The sequence below is a fragment of the Flavobacterium sp. SLB02 genome, from assembly GCF_009664855.1.
Taxonomy (GTDB): domain Bacteria; phylum Bacteroidota; class Bacteroidia; order Flavobacteriales; family Flavobacteriaceae; genus Flavobacterium.
In genome coordinates this window covers 5,737,583-5,757,632 of sequence record NZ_CP045928.1, presented here as the reverse complement: position 1 = coordinate 5,757,632, position 20,050 = coordinate 5,737,583, and the positions used below count along the sequence as shown (strand labels likewise).

The following is a 20,050-nucleotide window of genomic DNA, read 5'->3' as shown; positions in this document are numbered from 1 at the left end:
TTTTGGATACGAGAAGTTTTAAAATGTTACAGATTTTTTACAAAAAAAAAAAAAAAATCCAATTGAAGTAGGGCGAATTTTTGCCACGAATTTTCGCGAATTTAATTTGTGTAAATTCGTGAATTCGTGTCGGAAAAATTATGGGCAAAAAAAAATTCCAAACCCCAATTATAAGGAAGGAAATTCCAATTTAAAAATTTCAGACTCCAATTGAAGCATGGTGAAGTTTTACCACGAATTTAATTCGTGTAATTCGTAGCAAAAAAAAACTATGTGCAAAAAAAAATTCCAAATCCCAATCATAAAACTGGAATTTGGAATTTAAAAAAATGGAATTTATTTATTTACCCCACAAGGTTAATAATCTTCCCGGGAACAATAATCACCTTATTTGGTGTTTTACCATCTAACTGACGTAATGTTCTTTCATCTTTCATGATGATTTCTTCGATTTGTTCTTTGGTTAAATCCAAAGGTAATTCGATAGTGAAACGCATTTTTCCGTTGAAAGAAACTGGATATTCCTTATTAGTCTCTACTAAATGTTTGGCTTCAAAAACCGGAAAATCAACTGTTGCAATAGAAGTTGTATGTCCTAATTGTGACCATAACTCTTCAGCGATATGCGGTGCATACGGCGAAACCAAAATCGCTAATGGTTCTAAGATTGCTCTGGAATGACAATTTTGAGTAGACAATTCATTCACACAAATCATAAATTGAGAAACCGAAGTATTAAAAGAGAAACTCTCGATATCTTCTGCTACTTTTTTGATGGTTTTATGTAATGATTTTAAGTTGTCTTTGGTTGGTTCGTCGTTGTTTACGATTAAACCATTATTCTCATCAAAATACAATCTCCATAATTTTTTAAGGAATCCAAATACTCCCGAAATTCCGGCAGTATTCCAAGGCTTTGCTTGTTCTAATGGCCCTAAGAACATTTCGTACAAACGTAATGTATCAGCACCATATTCATTACAAATATCATCCGGAGTAACTACGTTATAATATGATTTCGACATTTTTTCGACTTCACGACCCACAATATATTTTCCGTTTTCATCCAAAATAAATTCGGCAGTATTAAAATCTTCTCTCCATGCTTTGAACTTTTCTAGATTCAATTCATCAGAAGAATTTACGAAATGAACATCAACACGAATTGGCTGAACATTCTGGCCTTCAATTTTATTTTTAGATACAAATGTATTTGTTCCTTCTAACCTGTAAACATAAGCCGTTGTTCCCAAAATCATTCCCTGATTGATCAGTTTTTTGAATGGTTCTTCGGTTGGAGCAAAACCTTTGTCTTTTAAGAATTTATTCCAGAAACGAGAATACAATAAATGTCCGGTCGCGTGTTCGCTTCCTCCAATATATAAATCTACGCTTTCCCAATACCCCAAAGCTTCTTTGCTTGCAAATTCAGTTTCGTTATGCGCATCCATATAACGCATCCAATACCATGAACTTCCTGCCCAACCTGGCATAGTGTTCAATTCTAATGGAAAAATAGTTGCATGATCTACTAAATCAGTATTGACAACTTTATTATTTGTTGTATCCCAAGCCCAAACTGCTGCGTTTCCTAACGGAGGCAAACCATCTTCGGTTGGTAAATATTTCTCTACTTCAGGCAAAATAATTGGCAAATGCTGCGCATCGATCATCTTTGGCAAACCATTTACATAATACACCGGGAAAGGTTCTCCCCAATAACGCTGACGAGAGAAAACAGCATCACGCAAACGGTAATTTGTTTTTCCTTTGCCTTGTCCTATTTTTTCTAATTCGGTAATTGCTTTTTGAGTTGCTGCTTTATAATTTAATCCGTTTAAGAAATCAGAATTAGCGATTTCAACATTGTCTTTAGATCCGTAAGCTGCTTCAGAAATATCAACATTTGCGAAGATATTCTTGATTTCCTGCATTCCGTTTTGACCTTTAAAGAAATTCGCAAAAGCATAATCTCTTTCGTCTCCGCAAGGAACCGCCATTACAGCACCTGTTCCGTAACCTGCTAAAACGTAATCCCCAATCCAAACCGGAATTGGTTCTTTTGTAAAAGGATGTTCCGCATAAGCGCCGGTAAATACTCCCGAAATGGTTTTTACATCAGCCATACGCTCACGCTCTGAACGTTTTGCTGTTTTTTCGATATAAGCCTCAACTACTGCTTTTTGTTCCGGAGTTGTGATTTTAGCTACCAAATCATGTTCTGGCGCTAAAGTCATAAAAGTAACTCCAAAAATAGTATCAGGACGAGTTGTGAATACTTCGATAACTTCGTTATGATCTTTTACATTAAAAGTAACCAAAGCACCAACCGATTTTCCGATCCAGTTTCTTTGCGATTCTTTTATCGATTCGCTCCAGTCAATATCATTTAAACCTTGCAACAAACGTTCTGCATAAGCAGAAATTCGCATGCTCCATTGAGTCATTTTTTTACGAATAACCGGATATCCTCCACGCTCTGAAACTCCGTTTACAATTTCGTCATTTGCCAAAACAGTTCCTAAACCAGGACACCAGTTTACTTCGGTTTCAGCCAAATAGGTCATTCTGTATTGCAAAAGGATTTTTTCTTTCTGATCGTCAGAATATGAATTCCAATCTTCTCTTGTGAAAATCGCAACATTGTCATCGCAAACTGCCTCGACCAAAACATTTCCTTCTTCTTCAAAAACTTTTACAAGCTCTGAAATATCAAATGCTTTTCCTTGTTTTCTGCAATACCACGAATTGAACAATTGGATAAAAATCCATTGTGTATGTTTATAATAATCAGGATTTGATGTACGCACTTCTCGACTCCAGTCAAACGAAAAACCAATTTTATCCAATTGTTTTCTATATCCTGCAATTTGTTTTCCTTCTTTATCTACTCCACCGTCGATATTTACGCGCGTTGTATCTTCCGGACGTTGTCCTGTTTGTATCGCATATTGTTCCGCCGGCAAACCAAAACTGTCATAACCCATTGGGTGCAAAACATTGAAACCCTGATGTCTTTTGAAACGAGAATAAACATCTGAAGCAATATAACCAAGCGGATGTCCTACGTGTAATCCTGCCCCAGATGGGTAAGGAAACATGTCCAGCACATAATGCTTTGGTTTTTCAGAATTGTTTGATGCAGCAAAAGTTTGGTTTTCAGCCCAATATTTCTGCCATTTTTCTTCGATTTCGTTTGGATTGTATTTCATTTCTTTGAGTTGCTGAGTTACTGAGTAACTGAGTTGCTAAGTTTTAGTATATTGTATAATAAGTTTGCAAATTTACGTTTATTGTGGATTGTACCAAAGTAATTTTTTTAGATTAAAAAATGTGATAAAAATCATTATTTCAAAACCCACAAATACTCAAATTTGCACTGATATTTAGAGAAGAAAATGGTCTTTTTAAACACTTTTCGAATTAGGAGAGTCATTTTACTGAAAATAGTCTATTTTTAAAGATGTTTTTTAAAGTGCAAAAATGGAAAATAATAAAAAATACATTATTTTAAGTACGACTTTGGATTGAAGAAGCCGAAGGTCCTTTTTTTAGGAATTGGAAAAATCTGGTTATTAGAAAATATTCGAAAAACCGGATCTATAACCAACGCCGCTAAAGAAATGAAAATGGCCTATCGTCAGGCGTGGCAATTGGTTGAAGAAATGAATCAACGGGCAGAAAGTCCGTTGGTAGAAAAACTTTTTGGCAGAAAAGGTGGCGGCGGCGCAAGATTAACTCCTGCCGCAGAAAAAGCAAAAACCGTATTTTATGAAATCTAAAAACGAATTGAAGGATTTTACCCACAAAGAAACCCTAAACCTAAAATTCTAAAACCCTAAATTATTTATTTATAAAAATTGCAGCGAAAAATATTCTTTTAAATACTTCAGTATTCATTTTTAAACACACTGAATAATAACCCAAATCATGAAAATTCAATTTTATCTTTTTCTGTTTTTAATCAGCTTTAATTGTTTTTTCAAGTAGAAAATTAAAAACAAACCAGGATAGCATCAAAAAAAGAAGAGTTGAACGAAATTGCCATTACAGCTTCCCGTCGTTCAGGAAAATAATTCGTTCTTTGCGAGACAAAAAAAAAATAAAGCTTTGCGCACTTTGCAGTTAAATAAACTTTTTATTCAACATCTAATTGTACATTTATGGTACTAAAGTCAAAACTTTGATCGTTATTAACTTCAAATAAAGAAATTCTTTATTATTTTTACCACATAATTTAAGCAAACTATGAGTTCTAACTTTGATAAATTTCAAAAGCGCAGGTTAATTTCCTCTTATTTTTCGGTTGTACTAAGTGTATTTCTGGTTTTATTCCTTTTAGGAGTACTGGGATTATTCATTATCAATTCTAAAAAACTGGCCAATGATTTTAAAGAAAAAATTGCCATGACGGTTTTCTTTAAAAATGAAGCTAATGATAGTGTGATAAAAGCATTCGATACTGAATTGAAAAGAGCTCCTTTCGCAAGATCTTATGTTTATGTTACCAAAGACAAAGCAGCAAAAGAACATACTGATATTATTGGAGAAGATTTCCTTACTTTTTTAGGAGAAAATCCTTTATTAAACTCCTACGACATTCACTTAAAAGCTGATTATGTTGAGAGAGACAGCATCGTGCAAATCGAAAGTAAATTGCGTAAAAACACTATGATCGAAGATATTGTTTACGATAAACAATTGGTAAATCTGGTAAACGACAACATCAAAAAAGTAAGTATGTGGATTTTGATTATTAGCGGTTTCCTTGCCGTAATTGCCGTTTTATTAATCAACAGTTCCTTACGTTTATCGATACATTCTAATCGATTTATTATTAAAACCATGCAAATGGTGGGCGCAACAAAATCGTTTATTCGTAAACCATTTGTAACGCGTAGTGTAAAATTAGGAATGTTAGGCGCAGGATTAGCTATAATTGCCTTAATTGGAGTTTTATTTTATGTAGAAACCAATTTCCCTGGCTTAGGAATTTTAGAAGATAAAGTACTAATAGGATTGGTGTTATTAGGCGTTTTCGGACTAGGAGTTTTAATAACCTGGGTAAGCACACATTTTGCAACTCAACGTTTCCTTAATTTAAGAACAGACGATCTTTACTAAAAAGTATTCAGTCCCGGTTTTTTAGTGTACAGTAAAAAATAGCCTTCGACTTCGCTCAGGCTGACAAAAAAATAAAAATGAAAAACAATAACAATACAGAACCACAACAGCCACAAAAACAAGAATTCCTTTTTGAAGGTATTAACTACAAAATCTTATTAATTGGAATTGGAGTTATCGCATTAGGCTTTATCTTAATGTCTGGCGGAGGAAGTAAAGATCCTAATATATTTAATGAAGATGTTTTTAATTTTAGACGTATTCGTTTAGCTCCAACAACTGTTTTAATTGGTTTTGGAATTACTGTTTATTCTATTTTTAAAAAATCAAAATAAATAGATTCTGTAGATTTCTAATTGTAAGGCTTTGACTTAGTTCAGGGTGACAAATCTGAAATCTGAAATCTGAAATCTAAAATTCTCAATGGATACATTACAAGCTATTGTTCTTGCCATAATTGAAGGAATAACAGAATTTTTACCTGTTTCTTCAACTGGCCACATGATTATTGCCTCTTCCTTTTTTGGAATTGCCCACGAAGATTTTACTAAACTTTTTACCATTGTTATTCAGCTTGGTGCTATACTTTCTGTGGTTGTTTTATATTTCAAACGTTTCTTTCAAACACTTGATTTTTATTTTAAACTTTTGGTTGCGTTTATTCCGGCCGTAGTTTTAGGATTATTGCTAAGTGATTTTATTGATGGTTTATTAGAAAATCCCGTTACCGTTGCTGTTTCACTTTTAATAGGAGGACTAATTTTATTAAAAGTCGACGAATGGTTCAACAACCCAAATACTGCCGAGACTTCACAAGAAATCACATATTTGCAAGCTTTCAAAATCGGAATGTTTCAATGTTTGGCTATGATTCCGGGAGTTTCACGAAGCGGAGCCAGTATTGTTGGTGGTATGTCTCAAAAATTATCCAGAACAACAGCTGCTGAATTCTCATTCTTTTTGGCTGTACCAACGATGTTGGGTGCAACAGCAAAAAAATGTTACGATTATTACAAAGCAGGATTCGAATTATCTCAGGATCAGGTTAATTTATTAGTTATTGGTAATGTAGTTGCTTTTATTGTGGCGCTTTTAGCCATTAAAACTTTCATAGGCTTTTTGACTAAAAATGGCTTTAAAGTTTTTGGCTATTATAGAATAATCGCCGGAATCGTTTTATTACTGATTCACTTTTTCATTCATCCTCTTACCATTATATAATGACACCTGAAGATTATTTAAACGGACAAGTTTTATTGATAGACAAACCTTTAAAATGGAGTTCGTTTCAAGCTGTCAATAAATTAAAATACCTTTTGATCAATAAAGTTGGACTTCCCAGAAAGTTCAAAATTGGCCATGCCGGAACATTAGATCCTTTGGCAACAGGCTTATTGTTGATTTGCACCGGAAAATTCACTAAAAGAATTACCGAATTACAGGGGCAGGCAAAAGAATACACAGGAACTTTTTATATAGGAGCCACTACTCCATCGTATGATCTTGAAACCGAAATCGACGAAACATTTCCAACCTCACATATCGATGAAGCTTTGATTCATGAAACCGTAAAACAGTTTTTAGGAGAAATCGATCAAAAACCACCTATTTTTTCGGCTATTAAAAAAGATGGCGTTCGTTTATATGAACACGCACGTGCCGGTGAAACTATAGAAATTGCCAGCAGAAAAACTACTATTAACGAATTTGAGATTACCAGAGTTGCTTTGCCTGAAATCGATTTTAGAATCGTTTGCAGCAAAGGAACCTACATTCGATCTATAGCATATGATTTTGGAAAAGCTATGAATTCAGGATCACATTTAACCGTTTTACGCAGAACCAAAATTGGTGATTATGACGTAAAAAATGCGATCGATGTTACTTTATTTGAGGAAAGCCTTAACTTAGAATAAAACAGAAAGCACATTACGAATTAAAAAATTGCAATGTGCCAACTCCTAAAGTAATTCTATTTCATAAGGTATTTTTTGGAGTTAATAATTGCAAACATTTTTCCCTCCAAACAATACACCTGAAATAAAATCATAAAATCTTTCGAATAACTTTTTCATAATAGTGCATTTTTTAATTGTTAAACATTAAATAAACACCAATAAAAAGAGTAAATCAGAAAGTAAATAATAGAAGTGGGATGATGTTACTAAGTTACATTTTTTTTAAATCAAAAAAAACATTTTAATAAACTTTTAAGGTCTATTAAATTAAACCTCAACAATTTAAAAAACAAAATCCCTTTTTAATATCTTAACTAAACAAAACTACAAACGATTATATTTGATATCTTGTATAATTTGCATGAGTTCTTCCTGAACCGAAACACCTTTATCTGCCAGATACCATAATTGCAAATCTGTTTTTATTTTTTCATCCAGTACACCAAATTCCTTTTTATAATTCGTTATTAATTCAGATGCTCCTTTTGGTCGCGGTCCCCAATCAGCACGAACAATTCCTGCTTCTTTACAAATTACAATCACTTTCGGAATTGCTTTTCCGCCATTTGTAAGATATTGGCTCATTAATTCCTCGTTTTCATCGCGCAGTACAATTCTAAGATCGATTTTTTTATTCGATGCCAAAGCCATTTTATTAATAATAGGAAGTATTTGAGCAGCGTCACCGCACCAGCCTTCAGAAATTACAAGCCAAATATATCCATGATCCAGATTTTCTAATTTAAAAACAATTTCATCTGTAAGTTTTATCGTTTTATCTAATCGACTCATTCTGGCATCGTTCAGCTTACTATAATTAGTTAAACTTTCAGATTGTTCGCTACCGGTTGATTGTCCGTCTACTAATAAATCAGCAACCAATTTGCGATATTCAGGATAGGAATGACTTTTAAATAATGCTTTAGCGATAATATTTTTCATGTTTATTTACTTTTTGAATTGGATAAAATTACAAATTTCAGGAAGACCCAAAGAATGACTTTTATCACATTCAAAAAAATCCTGAAAATTCCTTATAAATTTAAAAATAAAAGAACTATTAATTTTTTTAAAACATTATTTTTAAAAATAAGAATATGTCTATATTTGCACAAATTAACGCAACAACACATGAAATATAAAAGAATTCTTCTAAAACTGAGCGGCGAAGCCTTGATGGGTGATTTACAATACGGTATTGACCCTAAAAGATTAGCCGAATATGCTGAAGAAATTAAGCAAATTCACAGTAAAGGAGTAGAAATTGCTATTGTTATTGGAGGAGGAAATATTTTTAGAGGCGTTGCAGGTGCAAGTGCTGGTATGGATAGAGTACAAGGCGATTATATGGGAATGCTCGCTACCGTGATCAACGGAATGGCATTACAAGGCGCTCTTGAAGACAAAGGAATGAAAACGCGTTTACAAACTGCTTTAAAAATGGAATCTATTGCAGAACCATATATTAAAAGAAGAGCAGATCGTCACCTTGAAAAAGGAAGAATTGTAATTTTTGGTGCCGGAACCGGAAATCCTTATTTTACAACTGATACCGCAGCGGTTTTAAGAGGTATCGAAATCAATGCTGATGTGATCTTAAAAGGAACCCGTGTTGATGGTGTTTACGATTCTGATCCTGAAAAAAATGCATCAGCTGTGAAATTTGATATGATTTCGTTTGATGATGTCCTTAAAAAAGGATTAAACGTGATGGATACAACAGCTTTTACATTAAGTCAGGAAAACAAATTACCAATCGTTGTTTTTGATATGAACAAAATTGGAAATTTATTAAAAATCTGTGAAGGCGAAAACATAGGAACTGTAGTTAACGTTTAGACTACTTAGATTATTAGATCATTAGATTTCTCTAAATTTCAATAATCGAATAATATTAAAAAAAACAAAAAACTATATTAGTTAGTAAATTAGATTCTGGCATTTTTAAAAATCTAAAAATCCAATCGTCTAAAAATCTAAAAATCTAAAAAAATGACTGAAGAAATAGAATTTATATTAGATAGTACTGAAGAATCAATGAATGGTTCGATTGCGCATTTAGAGAAAGAATTTCTTAACATTCGTGCAGGAAAAGCATCTCCAGCAATGCTAGGAAGTGTTTTTGTAGATTATTACGGATCAGCAACACCACTTTCGCAAGTAGCAAAAATTAGCGTTCCCGATGCGAGAACAATTACTTTGCAACCTTTCGAAAAAAACATGTTGCAAACGATCGAGAAAGCGATCATGGTTGCTAATATTGGTTTTAACCCAATGAACAATGGTGATGTTATCATTATCAGCGTTCCGCCATTGACAGAAGAGCGTCGTAGAGATTTAGCCAAACAAGCAAAATCTGAAGCTGAAGATGCCAAAATTGGTGTGCGTAATGTGCGTAAAGATGCAAATACAGATATTAAAAAATTAGAAAAAGAAGGAACTTCTGAAGACGTTTGTAAATCTGCCGAAGAGCAAGTTCAGAATCTGACCAACACTTATATCAAAAAAATCGATGAATTATTGGCTGCAAAAGAAGCCGAAATCATGAAGGTATAATTGTAATATCATAAAATAAAAATCCGTTTAGTTAAATTCTACTAAACGGATTTTTTTTATTGTTATTTTTGCATACCAAAATCCAATTTTGTCCGTTTTGAAACTATAATATTCTCTATGAAGCTATTTTGTTTATTGACTTTGTTTTTCACGCTTACTATTCAGGCGCAATTTCAACTAAACGGAATTGTAACGGACTCTAACAACAAACCGCTTCCTTTTGCAACCATAACAACTCCGGACAACATCAATACGATTACCGATGTTGATGGAAAGTTTATTTTTACACCTTCTGAAAAAGCAACTAGTTTTTCGGTTTCTTACATTGGTTTTCAAACCAAAATTGTTGCCATTACAGAAAAAAGATATTATTCTGTTTGGCTTTCTCAAAAAACCGATGATTTAAAAGAAGTGATAATTTCGAATGAAAATCCGGCGTTAAGCATAATAAGAAAAGTAATTGCGAATAAGAACAAAAACAATCCACAAAAAAAGCTGAACAGTTTCGAATACAAAAGCTACAATAAACTTATCGTAACGGCCAATCCAGATTCTATCGATGGCAGGATCGATTCTACTGCAGCTTATAAGGATTTCGATAAAAAACGCATCAATGTCGATTCATCAGATTATAAATTCAAAGAAATAATCAGCAAGCAGCATTTGTTTCAAACCGAAAAAGTTTCTCAATATCAGTTTGGAAATAACAAGCTAAAAGAAACCATTCTGGGAACCAAAATGGCGGGATTCAAAAACCCGATCTATGAAGTTATTGCTTTCAATTTGCAATCCATATCGATTTACGATAATAAATACGAGTTATTCGAAACCAAATACGAAAACCCAATTTCGAATACTGCAACTTCAAGTTACAACTACAAATTACTCGATACGGTAAATATAAAAGGTCGCGAGACTTACATGATTTACTTTAAAAACAAACAAAACAGAAAATCATCAGGATTAGAAGGTGTGTTGTATATCGATCAGGAAAATTTTGCCGTTGCCAAAGCTGTAATGCGTATAAAAGGCGTTCTCGATATTAGCGGCATTCACGAATTCGACTATGTACCAAGTGAAAAAGTATGGTTTCAGAGCAATACGACTTTTAAAATCGTAAAAGGAAAAAATGATGACGATATTAAAATTCTTGGCGGAACCATTCAGTTTGACGGAGATGTAGAAGACAATTTCGAACCAAGAAAAAAATCTGCTTCAGACTTTACTTATTTACTTTCTGAAAGTAATAATTTCGATATTCATTACAATACAAAAACACCAATAAAAGATCCTTCACTTTATATCGAAATTAAAGACGATGCTAACAAAAAACCCGAAGCATTCTGGAATGAATACAGAAAAGAAAGTTTAGATCTCAAAGGGCAAAAAACATATCAATTGATAGATAGCCTTTCGATTAAGAAAAGAATCGAAAATCGCTTAGGTTTTGGCCGAAAAATCATAAATGGCTACATCCCTATCGGACCAATTGATCTTGATCTGAAAAAGATCATTAGTTACAACAATTACGAAGGTTTCCGACTTGGTCTTGGCGGCATCACAAATGATCGTTTTTCTAAAAATTTCCGAATCGAAGGATATTCTGCTTATGGAACCAAAGATGGCGAAGTTAAGTACAGTTTAGGAGCCGGAGTTTTACTAGACAAAAGCACGAACACCTGGGTAAACGGATATTATACAGATGATGTTCGCGAAATTGCAAGTACTGTTTTTGCTGTTGATAAGCGTGTTTTTAAAATTTATGATCCTCGCCCCATCAACATTAGTACTTTCTATCAATATACCGCCTGGAAAGCCAACGTTCAGTCTAAAATCATCCCAAAAACCGAAGCTGTTTTCGAATTAGCACGAACTTATGTCGCGCCTCAATTTGATTATATGTTTAATTATGACGGGAAATTATATTCGAGTTACGTTATGACCACAGCTATGGTTTCGATCGTTTGGGCGCCATTTAGCAACTTTATGCAAACACCAACCGGGCGAAATGAATCAGAGAAAAGATTCCCTAGATTTACTTTTCAGTACACACAAACATTACCCGACGTTTTAGGAAACGATTTTACTTTTGGTAAAATAGATTTCAAAACCGAGTATGAAAAAAATTACCTAAACGGCCAAAAAACAAGCTTGCTTTTACAAGGAGGTTACGCAATAGGCGATGTGCCTCTTACACATTTGTACAACACAATGCCAAATAATTTAACCAAAGAAACCGTTATCCAGCGTATTACCTTTGCAGGCCGGAACAGTTTTGAAACTATGTATTTTAATGAGTTTTTCTCGAGCCAATACATCTTTTTCCAAATCAAACATGGTTTTGACCGAATCAGAATCCTTAAAAAAGTACGTCCATCTTTAGTTTTAGTTACCAGAATGGCTTGGGGAAATATGGAAAATCCTCAACAACACGTTGGTCCAACCTACAAAACATTAGACAAAGGTTTCTTCGAATCCGGAATCGAACTAAACAAAATTTACAAAGGTTTTGGTTTAGGCGGTTTTTATCGCTACGGACCAAATCAGTTATTAAAATTTGAGGACAATATTGCCGTTAAGATTTCTTATGTTTTAGACTTAGGGTTGTAAAAAAATTTAAAAATTCCAACCTCTAAGCTTCGAAATAAATTCCAAATTCCAATTCAGAATATCACTTTTCGTTTGTCACTCTGGGCGAAATCGAAGAATCACGAACTACTTCCTGCTATCCGTTTCAATCTTTGGTGCCGAACACCGGCACAAAAGGATTTCCACTTCTATCAGGGCTGGTGCACTTGTTTTCATAAGAAAAAATAATACAACAAAAAAATCCGTAAAAATCTGCGTTTTCGTGCTAGCGAATCCGTGTCATCCGCGTGCCATCCCGCAATGCAAATGACAATGCTTTACCACCAAACAACTTTGACAAAGTTTCCACAAACTAATCGTCACGCCAGCAAAGAAAACCACAACATAAAAAAAATCCCAAACCTCAATCGTAAAAATTGGAATTTGGAATTTTCAAAATTATTGGAATTTAAAACCCTTATGGTTTCAAAATCAAAACCGAAGGCGTATTATTCAACCATGTACTTTGAGATTCTATTAGTTTTTTCCAACTGTCTAAACTAATAATCATAAGGTTCTGATTTTCTAAAAACTCTTTTTTGATCGTTCTGTCGTGCATAATCATGATATGATTTGGTGCAATTTGTTCGATTGACCGAATCGTTTCCTGAATATCCCTGGTATTTTTTACTTCACCGCTGGCATCCAGAACCGTGATTTGAGATCCGTTATTATTGATTAGTTTCTTCGCATATTCAATAAGGAAAGAATCTTCTTTACTAAAAATTGGCATAAAGATCTGATTTACTTCTTCTAGTTCTTTATCGATAAAAATACCAACGGGCATTTTACTTTTTGCAATAATATGACGTGTTCTTTCATCAAAAGGAGAATTTTCGAACAAACCTTCTTTTCCTGTAAACTTATCAATCAAGCGATCCGGATTTACGATTCTGGTGGTAAAACCAAGAATCTTTCCAAGCAAAGTTCCGTCAAAAATAGATTGTCCTAAACCAACTAATAATAAATCATATTCGCCTTGATTAGCCGTATCTATAATATCAGTATCAATATCATTTGTTACTTTAAAAACGCTCACCATATTCTGATTCAAACGTACTGATTCTTCGATTACAGGAACTAACATTTTACGTTCGTGATCTTTTACATCAAACGAATGTATTTCTGTGCTTAATGATAAATGCATCGCCGTTACAATCGAATTATCGCCTTGTTTTTTTACTAAACTATTAGCAAGCTTCAATAGCTTTTTACCTCTTTCAGGAGTTGCAAACGAAAGTAGAATCTTGTACTTGCTTTTATTTCCAATTTCCTGAGGAACGGCGGTGACTTTATCTTTAAAAATAAATCCTATAAAATCCAGTGCCGGACCAGTCATAAAAGTCGTTACCAAAGCCATAATAACCATCATGGTAAAAATCTCTGTAGATAAAACGCCAAGATCATAACCAATATTTAAAACTACAAGCTCCATTAAACCACGAGTATTCATTAATGCTCCAATGGCCAAACTGTCTTTCCAGCTTTGTCCTACGAATTTTGCAGCAAAAGCACTTCCTAAGAATTTACCCGCCACAGCAACTGCAATAATTACAGCTGTAACTTTCCACAAATACGGATCGTTTAATAATCCTATTTGCGTACGTAAACCCGTGAACACAAAGAACAATGGCAATAAAACAATAATGGCAACATCTTCGACTTTTTCGATAAAAATATTTCTGAATTTATTATTTTCAGGCATAATTGCTCCAGCTAAGAAAGCTCCAAATAAAGCGTGAATTCCGATTAATTCAGCAGCATAAGCCGAGAATAAAAGAGTTAAGAAGAAAATAGCAACAACAGGTTTATTCAAACTTTCGCGGGTTGAATTTAAATCTCCAACACGTTTCAAAAACGGACGTACTATCTTGAGCATGATAATTACATACAAAATAGCCAAACCAATTACATATAAAGAGCTTGTAAAAGAACCTGCTTTTACAATTGCAATTACAACAGCCAAGATACACCAGGCCGTAATATCATCTGCCGCAGCACAAGTGATGGCAATAGTGCCGAGTTTTGTTTTTTGCATGCCTCGCTCCTGCACGATTCTGGCCAATACCGGAAACGCTGTGATACTCATGGCAATCCCCATAAACAAACCAAACGATGCAAACTCAACGCCAACCGGAGCAAAAGTATGGTAGATAAAATAAGCTAATGACAAGCCCAGGGCAAACGGGATAACAATACTTGCGTGACTTATTACCACCGCATCATGTGCTTTGTTTTTTAATACTTTCAGATCCAATTCCATCCCGATAACGAACATGAAAAGGATCAAACCAATCTGACTTAAAAATTGTAAATTCCCTAAAGATTCTTTTGGAAACAATGCTGCAGAGAATTCAGGAAAATACATCCCTACTAAAGATGGTCCTAAAACAATACCTGCAATCATTTCGCCAATTACAGATGGCTGCCCTATTTTTCTAAAAACCCATCCAAACAAACGAGCTACTAAGATAATCGTAACGATCTGTGCCAATAAAATAGCCAACGGATGTTTTAAATTATCTATCATTGAATAGAGAAAATCATTCCAATGATTGCTTTCGATTTGTTTGTGTACGATTCCGCGACCTACTTCGAGTGCAGCACCTTTTGAAATTACCCAATATATCAAGGCAGTGAATCCGCCAATTACAGTAACGTAAAACAAGGAGTTTTTTATGTTATTCATAACTCGTTTTTTTGATTTTAATGGTGCAAATATCAGAACTGAGAATTAAGTGATAAAGCAATTTTAAACCTAATTTTCAATGTATGTAACAAGTCGGAAAAACTTTGTAATAAGTTAGATTTTCACCTTTTTTAAGAAGTCAGATTTATAGGTTTCGCTTAAAATCATCGTGCTGTTTTTATCATTTTTTTCTAAATGATGCAGCACAATTTCGTTATGATTAAAAAATTTAATAGCTTTTACCGCCACAATTTCTTTTTTATTTACGCGACAAAAATCAGCATCAGGCAATTCGCGCAGCAGTGTATCAAATTTTACATTTTTTAGATTCAGGAAACTTCCATCAACAAGTAAAACTGTTTTATCGCGGCTATCACTGACGGCCGTTTTTATGTACACAATCTGATTAAAATACAATAACGTTTTTCCTTTGTCTGTATTGAGTTGAATAAACTTTTTAGTCGCGTCCGGTTTATGAAAACGTTCAAAAGCTTTTGAGATCGCTTTTTGCAAACGTTCCAGTTTTACAGGTTTTGTGATATAATCTACTGCATCAATATTAAAAGCATCTGCAGCATAATCTTTATAAGCCGTGCAAAAAATAACTAATTTATTATCAAGCATTTCTGCCAGATGCAAACCGTCGATTCCGGGCATTTCGATATCTGATATTAAAAGATCAAAATCGAGATTCGGAATATCGGCAAGAAGTTTCTCCGGATTATTATACGTTTTTACAATTTCGACTTCGTGAATTTGTTCGCAAAGCATTTTTAAGTACGTTAATCCCGGTAACTCATCGTCCAGCAGCAAGCATTTCAGTTTTGTATTCAAGTAAATCTATTTTAAGATGGGCAATATAAATATCGTTTTCTACAAACTTATCGAGTTTGAAGTTGTTTTTGTAAATAATACGCAATCGGTGTTCTAAAGTTGCATGACCAAAACCACTTCGTTCTTTTTTTAATACTTTTTTATCGGAGATTTTATTCGAAACTGTCATAAAAAAGGCATTATCTCTAAACTCAAAAACTACCGAAATAAAAGCATCGGCACTTTGCAGGTCAGCGTGTTTAAAGGCATTTTCGATTAAATCGATAGAAATTAGTGGCGCCAATAATGGCTGATCGTATAATTTATCTTCTTTATTGATGTTGGTTTTGATCTTCAACTCAAAAAGCGGACTGATCTTGATTTTATTGATTTCGATTAAATTCAATGCAAAATCAATTTCTTCTTTTGCGGTGACAAATTTCTTTTTGCTTTCGTATAGAATATAATCTAAAACATTGGCAAGTTTATCTAAGGCAAAATAGGTTTGGTACGCATGCGACTGAATCGAATTCAAAATATTCTTAAACAAATGCGGATTCAGTTTTGATTCTAAAGTTTCTAACTGCAAATCGTTTACTTTCATTTCGAGTGCATAGAAACTTTTCTCAGCATCATCTTTTGCTTTTTTAAACTGCATCAATTGATACATCAAAAAACAAATGATAACGATAAGCAATAAAAGTATCGCCAGAAATATAAAAGTAATAGTGTTGTTTTCTTGCATATGTTACGCCTGTAAAGTTGTTTTTAGTGACACTTTATAATGAATCAAAATCCCGATTGTCAATATCAGGATACTCGCTAACCAAAGATAATACCCCAATTCAAGAGAAACAATCTTAGCCATCGTACCGCTTTCCGCATCCAATATTTCATTCCAAAATGAAAATGAAATAGCCAAACCAGATGCTATCAAACTCCACAGAACTGCTTTTTCATTATTTTTAATCAAAAGTATTATGGCAAGCAAACTTAACGGATTTGCCAGCCAAATAATCTCTTCTAATAATCCTCCGCCCATAAAAGCTATTGATCCTATAAAAAGATATTCTAATGATGATGCTGTTTTTATTTCATTATTATAATTTACAACCAAAGCATTTTCAGTAAGCGAAATAGCAAAAACTAATAAGCTCAATCCAATAGTTGTAAATTTAATTTCCTTCGATTCCATAATTTATATAAATGTTATTTTTTTTTGCCACAGATTAAAATGATTAAAAAGATTTTTTTCTACTAATTGACAAAAATTTAATCTGTGAAAATCTGTGCAATCTGTCGCATACTTTTTAAACACACCGCTAAAAAAAATCCGCGTAAACCTGTTCAATCCGTAAAACCCGCGGGCCAATATTTCTTAATGACTGGAAACAAACTTCAACCCTATAATCGAAGCAATTAAAGTGGACAGAAAAAATATTCTCCAGAAAGTCGCCGGTTCTTTAAAAACCAAAATCCCAACTAAAACAGTTCCAACGGCGCCAATTCCTGTCCAAACGGCATAGGCGGTTCCTATTGGTAAAACTTGCGTGGCTTTATACAACAATAACATACTGATCGAAAGACAGATAAAAAAGCCAACCATCCAATAAGTAGAGATCATTCCGGTGGTTTCTTTGGCTTTGCCTAAACAAGAAGCAAATCCTACTTCAAAAAGTCCTGCTATAATTAATAAAATCCAATTCATTTTTGTCTCGTTTTTAAATTACGTACAAATATGAGAAAAGCTGATCATTAAAACACAAAAAGAGAGAAATATATCACAAACAACAACTGTTCAATTTGTGTTAACATTAAGTAAAATACAATCGATTATTTATGATTTAGAGCACTTTTCACTACATTTGCATCCATTTTAAAGAATTTATGAAAAACGCTGTACAAGTTGGATTCTGGGAAAAACTAGCCCGAATCATACTTAAGAACCGAATTATAATACTAGTAATCCTATCTGCTTTAACGATTTTCCTTGGTTATCAATGGAAAAACCTTTCTATGACGTATACCGAAGCGAACTTGCTTCCCAAAGATCATATCGTAAATAAACAATACCAACAGTTTCTTGATAAATTTGGTGAAGAAGGAAATTTAGTAGTAATTGGGTTTCAGGATCCGAAATTTTTTACGCCTAAAAATTATGCAGCCTGGAATGAATTAATGACAGGTTTAAAAAATTCTAAAGAAGTAGATTTGGTTGTTTCTTTGAATGATTTAAAGAAACTGGAAAAAGATACAGTAAACGAAAAATTTGTTCTGACTCCGTTTATCGACCAAAAGAAAGCGCTTGATCCTGAATACTTAAAGAAGATTCAATATGATTTGTTTCACAATTTGCCTTTTTACGAAGGATTATTGTTTAACAAACAAAGCGGCAGTATTCGTTCAGCGATTTACATCAATAAAGCACTTGTAAATACACCGGAAAGAAAGACATTTATTCTTGAAAACCTAGTTCCGAAAATCGATAAATTCGAAAAAACAACAGGAGTTGATTTAAAAGTTTCCGGAATGCCGTACATCAGAACGATCAATGCTGATAATATGAAAGGTGAAATTGGGCTTTTTATTGGCGCGGCTTTATTTACGGTTTCGTTGATTTTCTTTTTCTTTTTCCGTTCGTTCAGAGCTACTTTTATTTCTATTTGTATTTTAATCATTGGTGTAATCTGGTCTTTTGGAACACTTGGATTATTTCATTATAAAATCACGATTCTAACGGCTATTATTCCGCCATTAATTATCGTTATCGGAATCACGAATTGTATTTTCCTGATCAATAAATATCAGCAGGAAATAAAACTGCATAACAATCAGGCAAAAGCTTTGCAGCGTATTATATCTAAAATTGGAGTTTCGACTTTAATGACTAATTTAACGACGGCAATAGGTTTTGCAACGTTCATGATTACGGGTAATGATTTGCTTTTTGAATTTGGATTGGTGACTTCAATAAATGTGATTTCGGTTTATTTACTCACGCTTTTAATTGTACCAATTGTATACAGTTTTATGTCGATTCCGGGAGAAAGACACTTATACCATTTGAACAAAACTTACATTTCGACTTTATTGAATTTTGTTGAAAATGTGGTAAAAAACAAGCGAAAAGTGATTTATACGATTTACGGTTTACTTTTGGTTTTTAGTGTAATTGGGGTTTCGCAAATGAAAGTTTCAGGAAGTTTGATTGGTGAAATGCCAAAAAGCGCTTCATTTTATAAAGACATTTTATTTTACGAAAAAGAATTCAACGGCGTTATGCCTCTTGAAATAATGATTAACACCAAACACAAAAAAGGTGTTATGAAATTATCGACGATGAAAAAAATGGATGAATTGCAAAACACGATTGCTGAACTTCCTGAATTATCGAAACCGGTTTCTGTAGTAAATTTGGTTAAATATTCGAAACAGGCTTTCTATAACGGAAACCCGGAATATTATCAATTGCCCACTTCGCAGGAACAGACTTTTATTTTGTCGTATGCAAAGAATGCAACAAAAAACAGTAAAGACAATTTAATGAAATCGTACGTAGATTCGACTGGACAATATGCCCGAATCACGACTTTCATGAAAGATATCGGAACGCAGGAAATGGCAAGAGTAGAGAAAAAATTACGCTCTAAAATTGCTGAAATTTTCCCTGCTGATCGTTACGAAGTGACTTTGACAGGAAAAGCATTGGTGTTCCAGAAAGGAACTTCTTATCTTGTAGACAACTTAATCGAGTCATTGATTTTTGCGATTTTGGTAATTGCAGGATTAATGTTGTACTTGTTCAGATCTTTCAAAATGGTAATGGCATCTGTAATTACAAATATTTTACCGCTTTGCATTACTTCCGGATTAATGGGTTATTTTGGGATTCCGTTAAAACCTTCAACTATTTTGGTATTTAGTATTGCATTTGGTATTTCAGTAGATAATGCGATTCAGTTTATGGCGAAATACAAACATGATTTAATTCAGAGCAACGGAAAGGTTAAAAAATCTGTTTTCAGTGCTTTAAGAGAAACGGGAATCAGTACTTTTTATACTTCGGTAGTTTTGATTTTAGGTTTTGCTACTTTCACGCTTTCAAGCTTTAGCGGAACAATTGCGCTTGGTGGATTAATCTCTTGTACATTGGCGTTTGCGATGTTCGCGAATTTATTGGTTTTACCGGCTTTGGTTTTGACTTTTGAGAAAAAGAAAGCTAAGAAAGAGGATTTGGAGAATTTGGAGGGGTAAATTTTTTTTTTCGCCACGAATTTCACAA

General features: G+C 33.6%; 16 protein-coding genes. 9 read left to right on the top strand and 7 right to left on the bottom strand.

What is annotated here, in order from left to right; translation table 11 throughout:
• Window positions 1-344: 344 nt before the first annotated feature.
• Window positions 345-3,212: a leucine--tRNA ligase gene (leuS, locus tag GIY83_RS21950; protein WP_208683464.1), complete on the bottom strand. Its 2,868-nt coding sequence runs from the start codon at window positions 3,210-3,212 to the stop codon at window positions 345-347.
• A gap of 315 nt (window positions 3,213-3,527) precedes the next feature.
• Here leuS and GIY83_RS21945 point away from each other — a divergent pair, with 315 nt between their 5' ends.
• From GIY83_RS21945 to truB, 5 genes are all read left to right on the top strand, one after another.
• Window positions 3,528-3,782 (top strand): winged helix-turn-helix domain-containing protein, encoded by a 255-nt coding sequence (locus GIY83_RS21945; RefSeq protein WP_229029152.1) that lies wholly within the window; start codon window positions 3,528-3,530, stop codon window positions 3,780-3,782.
• A gap of 466 nt (window positions 3,783-4,248) precedes the next feature.
• A complete protein-coding gene (locus tag GIY83_RS21940) occupies window positions 4,249-5,124 on the top strand; it encodes an ABC transporter permease (RefSeq protein WP_194617729.1) in 876 nt (291 codons plus the stop codon).
• A 77-nt stretch (window positions 5,125-5,201) separates the two neighbouring features.
• Window positions 5,202-5,459: a DUF3098 domain-containing protein gene (locus GIY83_RS21935; protein WP_194617728.1), complete on the top strand. Its 258-nt coding sequence runs from the start codon at window positions 5,202-5,204 to the stop codon at window positions 5,457-5,459.
• Window positions 5,460-5,547: 88 nt separating this feature from the next.
• Complete coding sequence (locus GIY83_RS21930; protein ID WP_194617727.1) at window positions 5,548-6,345, top strand: undecaprenyl-diphosphate phosphatase; 798 nt, start codon at window positions 5,548-5,550, stop codon at window positions 6,343-6,345.
• On the top strand, window positions 6,345-7,040 hold the full coding sequence (truB, locus tag GIY83_RS21925; RefSeq protein WP_194617726.1) for a tRNA pseudouridine(55) synthase TruB: 696 nt from the start codon (window positions 6,345-6,347) through the stop codon (window positions 7,038-7,040). Before GIY83_RS21930 ends, truB begins: the two co-directional genes overlap by 1 nt.
• 366 nt (window positions 7,041-7,406) lie before the next feature.
• Here the strand turns inward: truB and GIY83_RS21920 are convergent, their stop codons facing one another.
• Window positions 7,407-8,024, bottom strand: coding sequence for a thioredoxin family protein (locus tag GIY83_RS21920; RefSeq protein WP_194617725.1), 618 nt, complete (start codon window positions 8,022-8,024; stop codon window positions 7,407-7,409).
• Between the two features lie 189 nt (window positions 8,025-8,213).
• Here GIY83_RS21920 and pyrH point away from each other — a divergent pair, with 189 nt between their 5' ends.
• The 3 genes from pyrH (at window position 8,214) to GIY83_RS21905 (ending at window position 12,248) form a co-directional block, all read left to right on the top strand.
• The gene (pyrH, locus tag GIY83_RS21915; protein ID WP_194617724.1) at window positions 8,214-8,921 is read left to right on the top strand and encodes a UMP kinase; all 708 of its coding nucleotides are present in this window, start codon (window positions 8,214-8,216) and stop codon (window positions 8,919-8,921) included.
• Window positions 8,922-9,074: 153 nt separating this feature from the next.
• The gene (gene frr / locus GIY83_RS21910) at window positions 9,075-9,638 is read left to right on the top strand and encodes a ribosome recycling factor (RefSeq protein WP_194617723.1); all 564 of its coding nucleotides are present in this window, start codon (window positions 9,075-9,077) and stop codon (window positions 9,636-9,638) included.
• A gap of 117 nt (window positions 9,639-9,755) precedes the next feature.
• Entirely contained in the window at window positions 9,756-12,248 is a 2,493-nt protein-coding gene (locus tag GIY83_RS21905; RefSeq protein WP_208683462.1) for a DUF5686 family protein, read from the top strand.
• Between the two features lie 436 nt (window positions 12,249-12,684).
• Here GIY83_RS21905 and GIY83_RS21900 read toward each other — a convergent pair whose 3' ends face one another.
• The 5 genes from GIY83_RS21900 to GIY83_RS21880 all read right to left on the bottom strand — a co-directional run bounded on the left by GIY83_RS21900 (window position 12,685) and on the right by GIY83_RS21880 (window position 17,476).
• A complete protein-coding gene (locus tag GIY83_RS21900) occupies window positions 12,685-14,955 on the bottom strand; it encodes a cation:proton antiporter (protein WP_194617721.1) in 2,271 nt (756 codons plus the stop codon).
• A 114-nt stretch (window positions 14,956-15,069) separates the two neighbouring features.
• Window positions 15,070-15,789, bottom strand: a complete 720-nt coding sequence (locus GIY83_RS21895) for a LytTR family DNA-binding domain-containing protein (protein ID WP_208683460.1) — start codon at window positions 15,787-15,789, stop codon at window positions 15,070-15,072.
• A complete protein-coding gene (locus GIY83_RS21890; RefSeq protein WP_194617719.1) occupies window positions 15,752-16,513 on the bottom strand; it encodes a sensor histidine kinase in 762 nt (253 codons plus the stop codon). The genes GIY83_RS21895 and GIY83_RS21890 overlap by 38 nt, the downstream gene beginning before the upstream one ends.
• A 3-nt stretch (window positions 16,514-16,516) precedes the next feature.
• Window positions 16,517-16,963 (bottom strand): hypothetical protein, encoded by a 447-nt coding sequence (locus tag GIY83_RS21885; RefSeq protein WP_208683458.1) that lies wholly within the window; start codon window positions 16,961-16,963, stop codon window positions 16,517-16,519.
• Window positions 16,964-17,146: 183 nt separating this feature from the next.
• Complete coding sequence (locus tag GIY83_RS21880) at window positions 17,147-17,476, bottom strand: multidrug efflux SMR transporter (RefSeq protein WP_056248709.1); 330 nt, start codon at window positions 17,474-17,476, stop codon at window positions 17,147-17,149.
• A 179-nt stretch (window positions 17,477-17,655) separates the two neighbouring features.
• On the opposite strand from GIY83_RS21880, the gene GIY83_RS21875 reads away from it, so the two are divergent.
• A complete protein-coding gene (locus tag GIY83_RS21875; protein ID WP_208683456.1) occupies window positions 17,656-20,022 on the top strand; it encodes an RND family transporter in 2,367 nt (788 codons plus the stop codon).
• The last annotated feature ends 28 nt before the right edge of the window (window positions 20,023-20,050 follow it).